This is a genomic window from Bordetella ansorpii, from assembly GCF_900078315.1.
GTDB classification, from domain to species: Bacteria; Pseudomonadota; Gammaproteobacteria; order Burkholderiales; family Burkholderiaceae_B; genus Bordetella; species Bordetella ansorpii.
The window spans coordinates 843,860-860,357 of sequence record NZ_FKBS01000029.1; the positions used below are offsets into that span (position 1 = coordinate 843,860).

A 16,498-nucleotide genomic window follows, 5' to 3' on the forward strand; every position below is an offset into this window, starting at 1 on the left:
CTCCAGCCCGCCCTGCCCGGCACGGAGGAAGCGCGATGAACTGGCAATTGCGACACGACGCGGACGGCCTGGCCTGGCTGACGCTGGATTGCGTGGACGGCGCGGTCAATACGCTGTCCGCCCCCGTGATGGATGAACTGTCCGCCATGCTGGATGCGCTGGATGCCCAGCCGCCACGCGGCCTGGTGATCCGGTCGGCCAAGAAGGCCGGCTTCATCGCCGGCGCCGACATCGACGAGTTCGCCGCGCTGGACGGCCCCGAAGCCGCCCGCGCCTTGATCGCGCGCGGCTGGCACCTGTTCGAGCGGCTGGCCGGGGTGCGCTATCCCACGCTGGCGCTGATCCACGGCCACTGCCTGGGCGGCGGCCTGGAACTGGCGCTGGCCTGCCGCTATCGCCTGGTGGCCGACGAGCCCGACACCGCGCTGGCCCTGCCCGAAGTGATGCTGGGCATCGTGCCCGGCTGGGGTGGCATGCTGCGCCTGCCCGCGCTGATCGGCGCCCCGGCCGCGCTGGACATGATGCTGACCGGCCGGCGCATCGACGCCCGCCGCGCCGCGGCGCTGGGCCTGGCCGATGCCCGCGTGCCGACCCGCCTGCTCGATGCCGCCGCGCGCCATCAGGTGCTGTCTGGCCAGAAACCGCGCCGCGCGCGCGGCATCCCCGGCCTGATGAACCGCCCGCCCGTCAAGGGACTGGTGGCCCGGCAGGCGCGCAAGCGCATCGCCGAGAAAGATCCGCAGGGCCACTACCCCGCGCCCGGCGCCATCGTCGACCTGTGGGAACAGCACGAAGGCAATGCCCTGCTGGCGCCCGCGCGGCTGGACGCCATCCTGTCCTCCGGCACGGCGCGCAACCTGGTGCGCGTGTTCCGCCTGCAAGAGCGCCTGAAGGCCTACGGCAAGACGGATGGCACGCCGGCCGTGGCGCACGTGCACGTGGTGGGCGCGGGCACCATGGGCGGCGACATCGCGGCATGGTGCGCGCTGCGCGGCCTGACCGTCACGCTGCAGGACCAGGACCTCTCGCGCATCGCGCCTGCGCTGGGACGCGCGGGCAAGCTCTATTCCCGCAAGCTGAAGGACCGCCGCGCCGCGCGCGCCGCCTTCGACCGCCTGATTCCGGATCCCGAAGGGCACGGGGTCGCGCGGGCCGACGTGGTCATCGAGGCCATCGTCGAACAACTCGACGCCAAGCGCGCGCTGTATCGCCAGATCGAGCCGCGCCTGAAGCCGGGCGCACTGCTGGCCACCAATACGTCAAGCCTGTCGCTGCGCGACCTGGGCGCGGAACTGGCGCAACCGCAACGGCTGGTCGGCATCCACTTCTTCAACCCCGTGGCGCGCATGCCGCTGGTCGAAGTGGTGCGCGGCCCGGCCGATGACGGCGGCGCGCAGGCCCGCGCCTGCGCCTTCGTCGGCGCCATCGGCAAGCTGCCGCTGCCGGTGCAGGATGCGCCGGGCTTCCTGGTCAATGCCGTGCTGGCGCCCTACATGCTGGAGGCCATGCGCTGTGTGGACGAAGGCATGGCGCCCGCCGCCATCGATGCCGCGATGACGGCATACGGCATGCCGATGGGGCCCATCGAACTCGCCGACACCGTGGGGCTGGACATCGCGCTGGCCGCCGGACGCCAATTGGCGGATGGCGCCGAACCGCCCCGCTGCCTGCTGCAGCACGTCGAGCGCGGCGAGCTGGGCAGCAAGACGGGAAAGGGCTTCTACACGTGGCGCGATGGCAAGGCCGTCAAGCCCGCCCGCGGCGAAGCCGGCCGGGCCGCACCAGGATTGGCGCAACGCCTGGTCGAACCCCTTGTCGCGCGCGCGCGGCAGCAGGTCGCCGCGGGCGTCGTGGCGGACGCGGACCTGGCCGATGCCGGCGTGATCTTCGGCACCGGCTATGCCCCCTACACCGGCGGTCCGCTGCATGGGTCGCGCACCCAGGAGCCAACGGCGCCCACCACGGAATAAACCCGCCCGCCGGCAGGCCGGCGGGCGAGTAGTAAACGCAGGAACAACAACGATCGGGCGGTTGCGGCGACCCAAAAAAGCAAACCAGCCCGGCGACAATACCTATATCCATCGGAGACCTGAGAATGCGCAAACACCTCCTGGCGCTCAACGCCATCACCGCCCTGCTCGCAGGCACCTACGGCGTGGGCGTCCATGCCGCCGGTTTCCAACTGTTGGAACAGAACGCCAGCGGCCTGGGCAACGCCTATGCGGGCTCGGCCGCCAACCCCGAGAACGCCAGCACCATCTACTTCAACCCGGCCGGCATGACCTATCTGCCCGGCGGCAACGTGTCGGCGGGCGCCAACGCCATCTGGCCGTCGTTCAAGTTCCGGGACAACGGCAACAGCCGCAACCCCACCGTGCTGGGCGGCACCGCTCCCACCGGCGGCAACAGCGGCGATGCGGGCCACCTGGGCGTGGTGCCCAATGCCTACCTGTCGTACCAGGTGGCGCCGAAGTGGTGGCTGGGCATCGGCATGGGCGCGCCGTTCGGCCTGATGACGGAGTACGACAGCGGCTGGGCGGGCCAGTACCACTCGAACAAATTCGAGATCACCACCTACAACATCAATCCGTCCATCGCCTACAAGGTGTCCGACCAGTTGTCGCTGGGCATCGGCGCCAACTGGCAGCGCATCGACGCCGAATACCAGAAGAAAACCGTCGTGCCGCTGGTGCCCGCGGCGGGCATCTTCACCAACGGCGACGCCCGCCTGAAGATGCATGGCGACGCCTGGGGCTGGAACGCCGGCGTGATGTTCCAGCCGACGGAAAGCACCCGCATCGGCGTGTCGTACCGCTCCACCATGAAACAGGACGCGAAGGGCAACACCGACGTCAACGACATCGCCCTGCCCGGCGGCGCCACCACCACCGCGTCTTACGCGGCCAGCACCACGGTGAAGCTGCCCGACCAGCTCATCCTGAGCGCCTCGCACCAGCTCACGCCACGCTGGCAACTGCTGGGCGACATTTCCTGGACGGGCTGGAGCAGCCTGCAGTCGCTGGACATCGCCAACCGCAATGGCCCCTCCGACTCGCTGCCGCTGAATTTCCGTGACACCTGGCGCATCGCGCTGGGCGCCAACTACCAGATCAACGAGCAATGGAAGTGGAAGGTCGGCGTGGCCTTCGACCAGTCGCCGGTGCACAAGGCGGAAGACCGCCTGGCCTCGCTGCCGGACACCGACCGCTGGTGGTTCTCGACCGGGGTGCAATACCGGGCCACGAAGAACATCGACATCGATGTAGGCTACACCTATCTGTACCTGCGCGACTCCGACATCGACACCACATCGGGCAACCAACTGTCCAGGGGCCGCCTGGCGGGCAGCTACGAAAGCAAGGGAAACATCCTGGGCGTGCAGGTCACCGCACGGTTCTGACAGGTCCGGCGCGGTTGCGCGTCGCGGCCCCGGGCGGTCCTGGTGCATCCCTCACCAGGACCGCTCCACCAACGAGGAGGTTGTTTTGAGCAAGTTCATCGTCAAGCATGCCGCCGTCCTGGGCGCTGGCGTGATGGGTGCGCAGATTGCCGCCCACCTGGCCAACGCGGGCGTGCGCGTCACCCTGTACGACCTGACCGCCAAGGAGGGCGACCGCAATGGCGTCGCCCGCAAAGCCCTGGAGGGCCTGAAGAAGCTCGAACCCGCGCCGCTGGCCGGCCTGGCCCGGCTGGCGCTGATCGCGCCCGCCAACTACGATGACGACCTGCCGAAACTGGGCCAATGCGACCTGGTGATCGAGGCCATTGCGGAACGGCTCGACTGGAAGACCGCGCTGTACGAGCGCATCGCGCCGCATCTCGACGCGCGCGCCACCATCGCGTCCAACACCTCGGGACTGTCCATCCAGTCGCTGGCCGAGGCCCTGCCCGAATCCCTGCGCCCGCGTTTCTGCGGCGTGCACTTCTTCAACCCGCCGCGCTACATGCGGCTGGTCGAACTGATCGCCACCTCGTTCACGCAGCCGCAGGTGCTGGATGGCCTGGAAACCTGGCTGACCACCCGCCTGGGCAAGGGCGTGGTGCGCGCGCTGGACACGCCGAACTTCGTGGCCAACCGCATCGGCGTGTTCTCGATCCTGGCCGCCATGCACCACACGCAACGGCTGAACCTGGGCTTCGACGAGGTGGATGCGCTGACCGGTCCGCTGATCGGCCGGCCCAAGAGCGCCACCTACCGCACCGCCGACGTGGTGGGCCTGGATACGCTGGCGCACGTCATCGGCACCATGCACGACCATCTGGCGGCCGATCCCTGGCATCGCCATTTCAAGTCGCCGGAATGGCTGCAACGCCTGATCGACGCCGGCGCGCTGGGCCAGAAGCGCGGCGCGGGCGTCTACAAGAAGGTGGGCAAAGAGATTCAGGTGCTGGACCTGAATACGGGCGACTATCGTCCCAGCGGCGGCAAGGTGGCCGATGAAGTCGCCACCATCCTGCACGGCCGCAATCCGGCCAAGCGGCTGGCCGAGCTGCGCGCCTCGCAGCACCCGCAGGCGCAGTTCCTCTGGAGTATTTTCCGCGACCTGTTCCACTACAGCGCCGTGCACCTGGCCGACGTCGCCGACAACGCGCGAGACCTGGACCTGGCCATGCGCTGGGGCTTCGGCTGGAGCCAGGGTCCTTTCGAGACCTGGCAGGCCGCGGGCTGGCAGGACGTCGCAAGCGCCATCGCCGACGACGTGCAGCAAGGCCGCGCCATGAGCGACGCTCCCCTGCCCGCCTGGGTGCTGGAGCCGCAACGCCAGGGCGTGCACGCGCCCGAGGGCTCGTACCGGGCCACCGACGGCAAATGGCAGCCGCGTTCGTCGCTGCCGGTGTATGGCCGCCAGTTGTTCCCCGAGACCGTGGCCGGCGAGGCCGCGCCCGACCGCGGCGTCACCGTGTGGGAGAACCCGGGCGTGCGCCTGTGGCATTTGCCCCAAGTCGATGCCGGCGTGGCGATCCTGTCGATCACCACGCGCAACCACGTGCTGGGCAATGAAGTGCTCGAAGGCATCCGCGAATCCGTCGCGCGCGCCGAGGCCGATTTCAATGCCCTGGTGCTGTGGCACGACGCGCCGTTTGCGCTGGGCGCGAATCTCGAACAGGTCTACCAGGCCTGCCAGGCGGGACAGTTCGACATGCTGGAGGCCACGGTCGAGACTTTCCAGAACACGTCGCTGGCGCTGCGCTACTCGCAGGTGCCGGTGGTGGCGGCGGTGCAGGGCATGGCGCTGGGCGGCGGCTGCGAATTCATGCTGCATGCGGCCCGGCGCGTGATGGCGCTGGAGAGCTACGTGGGCCTGGTCGAGGCCGGCGTGGGCCTGATCCCGGCGGGCGGCGGCAGCAAGGCGCTGGCCGCGCGGGCGGCCGCCCTGGCCGCGGCCACGGCCACGCCCAACGAGGTCTTCCCATACCTGCAACCCGTGTTCCAGAACATCGCCACGGCGCAGGTCGCCAAGAGCGCGCTGCAGGCCGTCGACATGGGCTACGCGGCCGATACCGATCCGGTGGTGTTCCATCCCGGCGAACTGCTGTGGGTCGCGCTGAAGGAGGCGCGCGCGCTGGCCGACACCGGCTACAAGCCGCCCTTGCCCGTGCGTGGCATCCCGGTGGCGGGCCGCACCGGCATCGCCAACCTGGAAATGGTGCTGGTCAACATGCGTGCCGGCGGCATGATCAGCGAGCACGACTACCGCGTCGCGCGCAGCGCCGCGGTGGCCCTGTGCGGCGGCGAGATCGACGCCGGCACCCGCGTGGACGAGACCTGGCTGCTGGCGGTGGAACGCCGCGAGTTCGTGGCGCTGCTGCGCACGCCCGAAACGCAGGCGCGCATCCGCCATACCCTGGACACCGGCAAACCGCTTCGCAACTAAGGCAATGAAAATGCCCCCACGCCGCGCCTTCGGCTTGCTGCCCCCCCGAGGGGGGCGCTTTTTCCCTTGGGGCGGCCCGGCGGTAAAAACAGGAAACCGACCATGACCAAGACCATGCAGGAAGCCTATATCGTGGCCGCCACCCGCTTGCCGGTGGGCAAGCGCAACGGCCTGTACCTCCACACCCGCCCCGACGACATGCTGGCCGCAGCGCTGCGCGGCGCGCTGGCGCAGGTGCCGTCGCTCGATAGCGCGCGCATCGACGACGTGGTCGCCGGCTGCGCCATGCCCGAAGCCGAACAAGGTATGAACGTGGCGCGCATCGCGCTGCTGCTGGCCGGCCTGCCCGACCGCGTGGCGGGCGTCACCGTCAACCGCTTCTGCGCCTCGGGCCTGCAGGCCGTGGCCGACGCGGCCGCACGCATCCGCCTGGGCGAAGCCGACATCATGATCGGCGCGGGCACCGAGTCCATGAGCGCCATGCCGCAGATCATGGGCAACAAGGTGGCCATGAACCCCGCCATCTTCGAACACGACGAAAACCTGGGCATGGCCTACGGCATGGGCCTGACCGGCGAGAAGGTGGCCGAGCGCTGGAAGGTGTCGCGCGAAGACCAGGACGCTTTCGCCCTCGCCTCGCACCGCAAGGCCATCGCCGCCATCGAGGCCGGCCACTTCCAGGCCGAGACCACGCCCTACACCGTGGTGTCGTGGCTGCCGGACGGCAAGTCGGGCGAGCCCAGGCGGGTGGAACGCACGGCGGACCGGGACGAAGGCCCTCGTGCCGACACCACGCCGGAAGCGTTGGCGAAGCTGCGCCCGGTGTTCGCCGCGCGCGGCAGCGTCACGGCGGGCAACAGTTCGCAGATGTCGGATGGCGCGGGTGCGGTGGTGCTGGTGTCCGAGCGCATCCTGCGCGAGTTCAACCTGCAACCCCTGGCGCGCTTTGCCGGATTCGCGGTGGCGGGCGTGCCGCCGGAGATCATGGGCATCGGGCCTGCCGCGGCGATTCCGAAGGTGCTGGCGACGACGGGCCTGGCGCTTCAGGACATCGACTGGATCGAGTTGAACGAGGCGTTCGCCGCACAGTCGCTGGCGGTGATCCGGGATGTGCAGCTCGATCCCGACAAGGTGAATCCGCTGGGAGGGGCGATCGCGTTGGGGCACCCGTTGGGGGCCACAGGGGCGATTCGTACGGCCACGCTGGTGCATGGGTTGCGGCGCACCAAGGGCAAATACGGCATGGTGACGATGTGCATCGGGACCGGGATGGGGGCTGCGGGGATCTTCGAGGCCCTGTAAGGCCCAACCGCCCTGATGCACCGAACCGCGCCCTTGCTTCCAGGGGCGCTTTTTTTGGCGAATCCGGTTTCTTTTGGCCGCCGCTGCCAGGACCTGGATACCCAATATCTCTACGACGAAGACCTGCCGCTGGTCGTGCATCACGCCGCGTCGCGGCCTGCCGCGGACCTCGTGGCGGACCCGCACAAGCGCTACAACGATCTCGCCTGCGTCGGTCTCTTCCCCGACGGCTGAGGACCCAGGATCGAGACGGATTTAAAGCGCCAAACCACCCGACACTTCCGCCATCGTCCCCTCCTGGCGGATCTGGCCCTTCTCCAGCACGTAGGCGCGATCGGCCACCAAGCCAGCGAAATGCGGGTTCTGTTCGGACAGCAGGATGCTGACACCCTGGGCCTTCAAGGTCAGGATCATCTGGGCCATCTGCTCGACGATCAAGGGGGCCACGCCCTCCGAGGGTTCGTCCAACAGCAGCAGATACGGGTTGCCCATCAGCGTGCGCGCCACAGTCAGCATCTGCTGCTCGCCGCCGCTCATCTGCCCGCCGGGGCGATCGGGCATGGCGCCCAGGTTGGGGAACAGTTGGTAGAGCTGATCCGGCGTCCAGGTCGGCACCGGGCTGCCGTCGAGCCAGCGGCGCGCGGGCTGGCGGCCGACCTCCAGGTTTTCGGTGACGGTCAGGTCGGTGAAGATGCGGCGGTCTTCCGGGACGAAGCCCAGGCCCAGGCGAGCGATCTCGTAGGGTTGCCGGCGAGAGATGTCGCGGCCCATGAACGTGACATGGCCGGCGCGGCGCGCCAGCATGCCCATCACGGCTTTCAGCGTGGTCGACTTGCCGGCGCCGTTGCGGCCCAGCAGCGCAACGACCTCGCCGCGCCGCACCTCGAAATCCATGCCGAACAGGATATGCGCGGCGCCGTACCAGGCGTTCAGTCCTTCGACGCGCAACAACGGTCCGGCGGTGGGGCTGCCTGGCGCGCTCATGCCACGTCTCCCGTTTTCTCGAAGGTCTTGCCCGAGCCGAAATAGACTTCACGCACGGCAGGATGATGGCGGATCTCCTGCGGCGTGCCTTCGGCGATCAGCCGGCCGCGCGCCAGCACGATCACACGGTCCGCATAGGCGAACACCACGTCCATGCTGTGCTCGGTGAACAGCGCGGCCATGCGGCGCTCGATCACCAGGCGCTTGGCCAGCGCCATCAAGTCGCGGCGCTCCTGCGTGGCCATGCCCGCGGTGGGCTCGTCCATCAGCAACAGGCGCGGATCGTTGGCCAGGCCCACGGCCAGCTCGACACGCTTGACGTCGCCGTAGGCCAGTTCGCTGCACGGCCGGTCGGCCTGGTCGCGCATGCCAACCTGCTCCAGCAGATCGAGCGCCTGGCCACGATGCGTATCGCCCGCCGGCGACCACAGCGAAAAAATGCGGCGCTGGTGCGACAGCAGCGCCATCTGCACGTTCTCGGCCACCGTCAACGAAGCGAAGGTGGCCGCGATCTGGAAGGTGCGGCCCACGCCCAGCCGCCAGATGTCGCGCGGACGCTTGCCGGCCAGCTCTTTGCCGTCCAACAGCACCGAACCCCGGCTGGGCGCCATCTGGCCGCCCACCATGTTGAAGGTGGTGGTCTTGCCGGCGCCGTTGGGACCGATCAGGGCGAGCAGTTCGCCCGCGGCCAGGTCGAAACTGATGCCGTCCACGGCCTGCACGCCGCCGAACGACTTGCCCAGGTCACGGACTTGCAGCAGGTTCATCGAGAAGCCCCCGGCATGGACATACGCTGCGCCAGTTGCCGGAACCCGCCGGCGATCCCTTGTGGAAAGGCCAGCACCAGCAGCAGGATCACCCCGCCCAGCAGCGCGCGCCAGTATTCCGTCAGCCGCATCGCATAGTCCTGCAGCACGTTGAAGGCCGCGGCGCCCACCACGGGCCCGGCCAGCGTCTGAATGCCGCCCAGCAGCACCATCACCAGGCCGTCGACCGATTTGCCGACCGCCATGGCATCGGGCGAGATACTGCCCTTGGAAAACGCGAACAACGCGCCGGCCAGCCCGGCGAACAGGCCCGCCAGCACGAACGCCATCCATTGCACGCGCTTGACGTCGATGCCGATGGCGTCGGCGCGCAAGGGCGAATCGCGGCCGGCGCGCAAGGCGTAGCCGAAAGGCGCGAACAGGATGCGCCGCAACGCCAGCAGCGAGAGCGTGGCCAGCGCCAGCACCAGGTAGTAATACGCGTGGCCCGACAACCAGTCGTCCGGCCACACGCCGATCAAGCCGTTGGAGCCGCCTGTAAAGCCATCCCACTGGAAGACGACCGACCAGACGATCTGCGAGAACGCCAGCGTCAGCATCGCCAGATAGACGCCCGACAGGCGCACGCAGAACCAGCCGAACACCACCGCGCCGGCCATTGCCGCCAACGGGCCTGCGATCAACGCGACGGGCATCGGCAGCGCGGCGGCCTTCAGCAACAAGGCAGCGCCGTAAGCGCCCAGACCGAAGTACGCCGCGTGGCCGAACGAATGCATGCCGCCCGGCCCCATGATGAAGTGCAGGCTGAGCGCGAACAGCGCCGCAATCAGGATGTCCTGCGCCAGCACCGGCGCATACGGCAGCCAGGCGTCCAGCAGGGGCAGCGCGATCAGCGACGCCAGCAGCAGCAGGGCCAGCAGGCGCACACGGCGCGAGGCGGGGCGCAGCGGCGCCTCGGCGGGCGCCGTACCGCGGCTGATGGATTGCGGCCGGCCGAACAGGCCCCAGGGCCTGACCGCCAGCACCAGCGCCATGAACAGGAACTCGACCACCAGCGTCAGCTTGGAGAACGACACCTCGATGCCCAGCAGCGTGACCGTGCCCAGGCCGGCGCACAGCGCCTTCAGCTCGGCGATGACCAGCGCGGCCACATAGGCGCCCGGGATAGACCCCATGCCGCCCACCACGACCACCACGAAGGCATCGCCGATGACGCGCAGGTCCAGCCCCAGGCTGGCCGGCTCGCGCGGCAGTTGCACCGCGCCGCCCAGCCCGGCCAGCATCGCGCCCAGCGCGAACACGCCCGTGAACAGCCAGGCCTGGTTCACGCCCAGCGCGCCCAGCATTTCGCGGTCCTGCGTGGCGGCTCGCACCAGCACGCCCCAGCGCGTGCGCGTCAGCAACAGCCACAGCAAAGCCAGCACAGTGGGGCCGATGGCGATCAGGGCCAGGTTGTAGACGGGATACTGCCGGCCCAGCAGATCGACGGCGCCGGTCAGTCCCGGGGCACGGCGGCCCAGCAGGTCTTCGGCGCCCCACACCCACAGGGCGGCGTCGTTGATCACCAGCACCAGCGCGAAGGTGGCCAGCAGTTGGAACAACTCCGGCGCGCGATAGATGCGCCGCAGCAGCACGATCTCGATCACTGCGCCGATCACGCCCACCAGCAACGCCGCCGCCAGCAACCCGAACCAGAAACCCAGGGCGGTGCCGCCGACGCGCTCGACCACCGAGTACGCCAGGTACACGCCCAGCATGTACAGCGAACCGTGCGCGAAGTTGACGATGCGGGTGACGCCGAAGATCAGCGACAGTCCCGCCGCCACCAGGAACAGCGACGAGGCCTCGGCCAATCCATTGAGCAGTTGCGCGAGGAAACCGGTGAAATCCATCTAGCGGATGCGGGCGGGCTTCAGTCGCCCTTGCGCAGCTTGCGGACCTCGTCGTCCGGCGGCATCACCGAGCCGCCATCCACGTAGCGGAAATCGACCATGATGCCCTTGCCGTCGCGCTTGCCCAGCTTGCCCACATAGGCGCCCATGGTGGACTGGTGATCCAGCGCGCGGTATTCGATGGGGCCGAACGGAATGGTCAGCTTCAGGCCGGCGAAGGCCTTGATCAGGGCTTCGGTGTCGGCGGAGCCCGCGCGCTTCATGCCCTCGGCCAGCGACTTGATGGCGCTGTAGCCCACCACCGATCCCAGGCGCGGATAGTCCTTGAACTTGTCCTGGTAGGCTTTCAGGAAGGCCTGGTGCTCGGGCGTGTCGATGAACTGCCAGGGATAGCCGGTGACGATCCAGCCCTCGGGCGTTTCGTCGCGCAGCGGATCCAGGTATTCGGGCTCGCCGCTCAGCACGCTGACCACCGGGCGGTCCTTGAACAGGCCGCGCGTCTCGCCTTCGCGCACCAGCTTGGCCAGGTCGGCGGCGAACAGCACGTTGAAGATGGCGTCGGGCCTGGCATCGGCCAGGGCCTGCACCACGCTGCCGGCATCGACCTTGCCCAGCGGCGGCGCCTGCTCGGCCACGAACTCGATGTCGGGCTGCGCGGCCTTCATCAGCGCCTTGAAGGTGGCCACGGCCGACTGGCCGTACTCGTAGTTGGGATAGACCAGGGCCCAGCGCTTCTTGTTCAGCTTGACGGCCTCGGGCACCAGCATGGCGGCCTGCACGTAAGTGGAGGTACGCAGGCGGTACGTATAGCGGTTGCCGTTTTCCCAGGTGATCTTGTCGGTCAGGGGCTCGCTGGCCAGGAAGAAGATCTTTTTCTGGCGGGCGTAATCGGTCAGCGCCAGGCCGATGTGCGACAGGAACGACCCCGTCAGCACGTCCACGCGCTCGCGCGACACCAACTCCTCGGCGGCGCGCACGGCCTCGCCCGGGTTGGCGTTGTCGTCGCGGATGATCAGTTCCAGCTTCTTGCCATTGACGCCGCCCGCCGCGTTGACCTCGTCCAGCGCCAGCTGCATGCCCTTTTTATAGGGTTCGAGGAAGGCGGGCTGCGCCTTGTAGCTGTTGATCTCGCCGATCTTGATCGTGCTCTGCGCCCAGGCGGACGCGGCGAACGTGGACAGGCCCAGAAGGCCGGCTGCTGCGAAAAGACGAAGACTGCGAATACGGCCGCTCATGTTTTTCCCCCGAGGCGCGTTCATCTTTGCGGCCTTTGAGGCCTCGCGGAAGTATACCGAGGCGGGGTTGGGCCGGGGTTTCATGGCCGCTGAAGTGAGCATTTCGACACGCATGCGCTCTCGTGAACCCGCCAAAACTGATTGAATCCGGGCTCGGAGGGCAACAGCGATGTTTGAGCGCAACGGCTTCAGCATCCATAGCCAAACAGTACTTTTAAAGATACCATCGTGTTTGCACTCAGACTCTACCAAACGGCAACGGGCGAATGCCCTCTGGAAAAATGGCTGGTGTCGCTGCGCGATGTACAGGCCCGAGCGCGCATCCGGGCAAGACTCGCCCGGCTGCAAACGGGCAACCCAGGCGATTGCAAGCCGTTGCGCGAAGGCTTGCAGGAATTGCGTATCGACCATAAACCGGGATATCGCGCTTACTTCAGCCGCCAGGGGCCTGTCATCGTTCTACTGCTATGTGGCAGCGATAAATCCGATCAACGTGCTTCGATAGAACACGCCCTGAATTATCTTCAAGACTGGAAACACCGAGGCAACCCATGATCTCCCGCGACAAGGACTACGAATCATCCGCCGTCCAGGCGCTGCAGGATCCCGTCGAGGCGGCGGCGTATCTCGATGCCGCTATGGAGTTGAACGATCCCGCGGCCCTGCTGGTCGCGCTGCGCCAGATCGCCCGGGCCCACGGCATGGCCGACATCGCCCGCGAAGCGGGCCTGGGCGAGAAGACCCTCTTTCGTGCGCTTTCCGAACAAGGCAACCCCACCTTGGCCACCATCAACAAAGTGCTGCACGCCGTGGGGTTGCGACTGAGCGTCACGCCCGCCTGATCGCCCGCATCATCCCGCCCGTATCCCGGCCTTCCTGATGATCGGCCCCCACTTCGCGCGCTCCTGATCCGCGAAATCCGCCAGGTCCTTCGGGCTGCCGCCCGCAGGCTCATACCCCAACTGCAGCAGCCGCGCCCGCGTCTCGGGCTCCTGCAGTATCTGGTTGACGGCCTGGTTCAACGTGTCCACCACCGCCTTTGGCGTGCCCTTGGGCGCGAACAGCGCGTTCCAGGCGATCACCTCGAAGTCCGGCACGCCCTGCTGCGACACGCTGGGCACGCCAGGCAGCAGATCGCTGGGTTTTTCGCTGGTCACCGCCAGCGCGCGCAGCTTGCCGCCCGCCGTCTGCGCGCGCGCCACGGCCACCGTGTCGATCAGCACCGGAATCTGCCCGCCCATCACATCGTTGATCGCCGTGGGCGAGCCCTTGTACGGCACGCCGAACAGCGGCGCCTTGCTCTGCTCCTTCATCAGCTCCAGCACCAGTTGCGCGGTGGTGCTGGGCATGCCGACGTCGGCCGCCCCCTTGCCGCGCTTGGCCGCCTCCAGCAGATCGCCGATCGACTTGATCTTCGAATCCGCCGGCACCAGCAGCGCCATCGGGAACGTCGCCACCAGCGCGATCGGCGCGAAATCCTTCTTCGCGTCGAACGTCAGCTGTGGATAAAGGAATTCGTTCAGCGCGTGCGTGGCGTTGGTGCCCATCGTCAGCGTGTAGCCGTCGGGCTCGGAACGGGCCACGATGTCGGTGCCGATGTTGCCGCCCGCCCCGCCACGGTTCTCGACGATGAAGGGCTGGCCCAGCTTGGCCGACAGCTTCTCGGCCATGTAGCGCGTGGCCACGTCGGTGCCCTGTCCGGCCTGGTAGGCCACGACGATGCGCACGGGTTTCTCGGGATAGGCGGCAGCGCGCGCGCAGGGCGGCGCCACGCCGGCCAGCACCGCCAACGACAGGGCGGCCGACAGCATGATGCGTTTCATGGTGGATGTCTCCTGATTATCGTAATGACTGCGTTTGGGGCAGTTCTGCCTTGCTGCCGCACGGCGTGGCGGATGACCGTCCGCCGTGCGTGATCGCCATGCGGGAATCACACCCGCTTCGATCGCCGTACCGCGCGATCCGGATCACGGCATCCCGGCCTCCTCGCCGCGATGCCGTTTCCCGCTACTGCCTGTTGCCTCGCGCGTGTGCCGGCCGCAACCAGCCCGCCTCGCGGATCGCTTCTTCGTTCCCGGACAAGGCCGGCGGCGCGGCGCCTGGTTGTCCCGGGGTCGCCGACAGGCGGATGGGCACGCCCAGCCCCCGGTAATCGCCGTCTTGCACCGTCATGCCGCGATACCCGGCGTGGGCTTGCTCCAGCGCCTGCGGCACCGTATTGACCGGGCCCGCCGCGATGCCTGCCGCCATCAGCTCGGCGCACAGATGGTCTCGCTTGAACTCACGCAAGGCGGCCTCGATCTCGACCCGCAGCTCGCCCGCGTGCTGCACCCGCAATGCGTTGGACGCGAAACGCGCATCCCCGGCCAACGTCTCGCGTCCCACCACGCGGCAGAAGCGCATGAACTGCGCGTTGTTCAGGATGCCCAGGAACAGTGGCCCATCGCTGGCCTCGAACTGGTCATAGGGCGCGATATTGGGATGGGCGCTGCCCGTCAGCACGGGCGCCTTGCCCGAATGGAACCAGTTGGACGCATGCGGCACCAGCAGGCTGAGCGCGGTGTCGAACAGCGTGGCCTCCACCCGTTGGCCCGTGCCGGTGCGCTGGCGCGCCAGCAACGCCATCAGGATGCCGACCAGCGCGGTGTAGCCCGTCAAGTGGTCCACCACCGGCACGCCCAGGCGCATGGGCCCGGATTGCGTCGAGCCGTTCACGCTCATCAACCCGCACATGGCCTGCAGCACCGCGTCATAGCCGGGCAGCTTGCCCAGCGGGCCATCGGCGCCGAAGCCCGTGATGCTGCAATACACCAGCCTGGGCAGGCGCGCCGCCAGATGCTGCTCGTAGCCCAGCCCCCAGCGCTCCATCGTGCCGGGCAGGAAGTTCTCGACCAGCACGTCGGCGTCTTCCAGCAGGCGCAGCAACACCTCGCGCTCTTCTGGCCGGCCCAGGTCCAGCCCGATCGAACGCTTGCCGCGGTTCAAGGCCTGGAAATAGGCCGCATCGCCGCCCGGCGCGAAAGGCGGTCCCAGGCGGCGCGTGTCGTCGCCCGAGGGCGGCTCGATCTTGATGACCTCCGCGCCGTGATCGGCCAGGATCTGCGTGCACAGCGGCCCGGCCAGCACGCGCGACAGATCCACCACCCGCACGCCCGCCAGCGCGCCATGCGCGGGTGCGTGCTGCGCCTTCCCCGAGGGATTGCTGCTCATGCCGTCTCCTGCGTTGCGCCGCCGCAAAAGCGGCGCGTCAGTGATGCGGAATCAGCCCCGCGAGGGAAGTTCGACCACGCCGGTGCCCAGCGCCGACAGTTCGCCGTCCTGGTTCTCGGCTCGCTGATCGATCTCGACCAGATGCCGGCCGTCCTCCACATACTTGCGCACCACCTTGCCGTGGATGAAGAGCATATCCCCTTCGGGGTTGTGGCGGCGCACCTTGCACAGGGACTTGCGCAACATGCCGTCGTCGCCCATCCAGTTGGTGAGGTGGTGCGTCAGCCACGAGTTGCGCTCGGGACCGTAGTCGTAGGCGCCGGGCGCGCCGACCTCCAGGGCGAAGTCCTCTTCCCAGTGCACGCGTTCGGGCACGTCGGGAATGCCGAAGCGGTTCTTGATGCCCACGCCCGGATGCGCGTCGATCAGGCGCCACGCCAGCTTGTTGGCACGGATGTACAGGCCGCCCCACCCCTGTGCGTAGGCGATGAAGCCCGTGACCGTCATCGGCCCCTTGAACATCACGGGCAGTTCCTCGCCCTCTTGCACGTCTTCCCAGTAGCGCTTTTCCGCGCCGCGCACTTCTTCCTGCGCGTACAGCTTGTAGGCCTCGGCCAGCTCGGCGTCGTTGTAGCGGCGCGGCGCGCGTTCGCGCACTTCGCGGTACTTGGTGCCTTTCTCGCGGGCATGGTCGCGCTCGGTGCGGAAGCACCAGCTGTCGGCCTCGGCCACCTTGTCGCCCTCCTGGTTGTAGAAGTCGACGTGATAGATCTGCTGGATGGCGCGGCCGGCGAAGCGGGTCTCGTGCTCGACCAGGTCTTTCAGCACGGCCTCGGTGGAAATCTCGTCGTTGCGCCGCACCTGCTTGTGCCACGTCCAGTCAGCGCCCGACCACATGGCGTGCACGCCGGGCAGCCCGCCCACGTAGCCCGACACGATGCGGCTGGTGGAGAACAGGAAGCTGGGCAGCGCCACGATGCCGCCATGCGCGGTGCGCGCGGCATAGGCCGGATCGCACCACAGCGGATTGTCGTCGCCGATGCCGTGGGCGTAGTGGCGGATGTTGTCGCGCGTGGCCTCGTAGCACCAGGGCTCGGCCGTGGCGCCGATCTTCACGCCGATGCGGCGGCGCAGATCGTCCAGGTCGCGTTCGGTGATCTTGGGAAAACTGCGTTCTTCGGTGCTGATCGACATTGCGGTTGTCTCCTCGGTTGTTCTGGTCGGCGACGCGG

14 protein-coding genes are annotated in these 16,498 nt (G+C 68.2%); 7 read left to right on the forward strand and 7 right to left on the reverse strand.

Features of this window, described 5'->3' with window-relative positions:
- Nucleotides 1-35: 35 nt before the first annotated feature.
- From A7W11_RS25525 to A7W11_RS25545, 5 genes are all read left to right on the forward strand, one after another.
- A complete protein-coding gene (locus A7W11_RS25525) occupies nt 36-1,970 on the forward strand; it encodes a 3-hydroxyacyl-CoA dehydrogenase NAD-binding domain-containing protein (RefSeq protein ID WP_066420760.1) in 1,935 nt (644 codons plus the stop codon).
- Between the two features lie 125 nt (nt 1,971-2,095).
- Nucleotides 2,096-3,400: an OmpP1/FadL family transporter gene (locus A7W11_RS25530; RefSeq protein WP_066420762.1), complete on the forward strand. Its 1,305-nt coding sequence runs from the start codon at nt 2,096-2,098 to the stop codon at nt 3,398-3,400.
- Between the two features lie 85 nt (nt 3,401-3,485).
- Nucleotides 3,486-5,876 (forward strand): 3-hydroxyacyl-CoA dehydrogenase/enoyl-CoA hydratase family protein, encoded by a 2,391-nt coding sequence (locus tag A7W11_RS25535; protein ID WP_066420765.1) that lies wholly within the window; start codon nt 3,486-3,488, stop codon nt 5,874-5,876.
- 102 nt (nt 5,877-5,978) lie between these two features.
- A complete protein-coding gene (locus A7W11_RS25540) occupies nt 5,979-7,178 on the forward strand; it encodes an acetyl-CoA C-acyltransferase (protein WP_066420772.1) in 1,200 nt (399 codons plus the stop codon).
- Nucleotides 7,179-7,232: 54 nt separating this feature from the next.
- Complete coding sequence (locus A7W11_RS25545; protein WP_066420774.1) at nt 7,233-7,412, forward strand: hypothetical protein; 180 nt, start codon at nt 7,233-7,235, stop codon at nt 7,410-7,412.
- Between the two features lie 21 nt (nt 7,413-7,433).
- Here A7W11_RS25545 and A7W11_RS25550 read toward each other — a convergent pair whose 3' ends face one another.
- The 4 genes from A7W11_RS25550 to A7W11_RS25565 are packed head-to-tail and all read right to left on the reverse strand — an operon-like array spanning nt 7,434 to nt 12,056.
- Nucleotides 7,434-8,162: an ABC transporter ATP-binding protein gene (locus A7W11_RS25550; protein ID WP_066420777.1), complete on the reverse strand. Its 729-nt coding sequence runs from the start codon at nt 8,160-8,162 to the stop codon at nt 7,434-7,436.
- Nucleotides 8,159-8,929 carry an ABC transporter ATP-binding protein gene (locus tag A7W11_RS25555; protein ID WP_066420778.1) on the reverse strand — a complete coding sequence of 257 codons (771 nt, stop codon included), beginning with the start codon at nt 8,927-8,929 and terminating at the stop codon, nt 8,159-8,161. The genes A7W11_RS25550 and A7W11_RS25555 overlap by 4 nt, the downstream gene beginning before the upstream one ends.
- Nucleotides 8,926-10,821, reverse strand: coding sequence for an ABC transporter permease (locus A7W11_RS25560; protein ID WP_066420779.1), 1,896 nt, complete (start codon nt 10,819-10,821; stop codon nt 8,926-8,928). The genes A7W11_RS25555 and A7W11_RS25560 overlap by 4 nt, the downstream gene beginning before the upstream one ends.
- Nucleotides 10,822-10,841: 20 nt before the next feature.
- Complete coding sequence (locus A7W11_RS25565) at nt 10,842-12,056, reverse strand: ABC transporter substrate-binding protein (RefSeq protein WP_066420785.1); 1,215 nt, start codon at nt 12,054-12,056, stop codon at nt 10,842-10,844.
- Nucleotides 12,057-12,284: 228 nt separating this feature from the next.
- Here A7W11_RS25565 and A7W11_RS27725 point away from each other — a divergent pair, with 228 nt between their 5' ends.
- Both A7W11_RS27725 and A7W11_RS25570 read left to right on the forward strand, forming a co-directional pair.
- Nucleotides 12,285-12,611, forward strand: a complete 327-nt coding sequence (locus tag A7W11_RS27725) for a type II toxin-antitoxin system RelE/ParE family toxin (RefSeq protein WP_156523231.1) — start codon at nt 12,285-12,287, stop codon at nt 12,609-12,611.
- The gene (locus A7W11_RS25570; protein WP_066420787.1) at nt 12,608-12,898 is read left to right on the forward strand and encodes an addiction module antidote protein; all 291 of its coding nucleotides are present in this window, start codon (nt 12,608-12,610) and stop codon (nt 12,896-12,898) included. The genes A7W11_RS27725 and A7W11_RS25570 overlap by 4 nt, the downstream gene beginning before the upstream one ends.
- A 9-nt stretch (nt 12,899-12,907) precedes the next feature.
- On the opposite strand, the gene A7W11_RS25575 is transcribed toward A7W11_RS25570, so the two are convergent.
- From A7W11_RS25575 to A7W11_RS25585, 3 genes are all read right to left on the reverse strand, one after another.
- Nucleotides 12,908-13,879, reverse strand: a complete 972-nt coding sequence (locus tag A7W11_RS25575) for a Bug family tripartite tricarboxylate transporter substrate binding protein (RefSeq protein WP_066420790.1) — start codon at nt 13,877-13,879, stop codon at nt 12,908-12,910.
- A 184-nt stretch (nt 13,880-14,063) separates the two neighbouring features.
- Complete coding sequence (locus A7W11_RS25580; protein WP_066420792.1) at nt 14,064-15,266, reverse strand: CaiB/BaiF CoA transferase family protein; 1,203 nt, start codon at nt 15,264-15,266, stop codon at nt 14,064-14,066.
- Between the two features lie 51 nt (nt 15,267-15,317).
- Complete coding sequence (locus A7W11_RS25585; RefSeq protein WP_066420794.1) at nt 15,318-16,460, reverse strand: FAS1-like dehydratase domain-containing protein; 1,143 nt, start codon at nt 16,458-16,460, stop codon at nt 15,318-15,320.
- Nucleotides 16,461-16,498 lie beyond the last annotated feature (38 nt).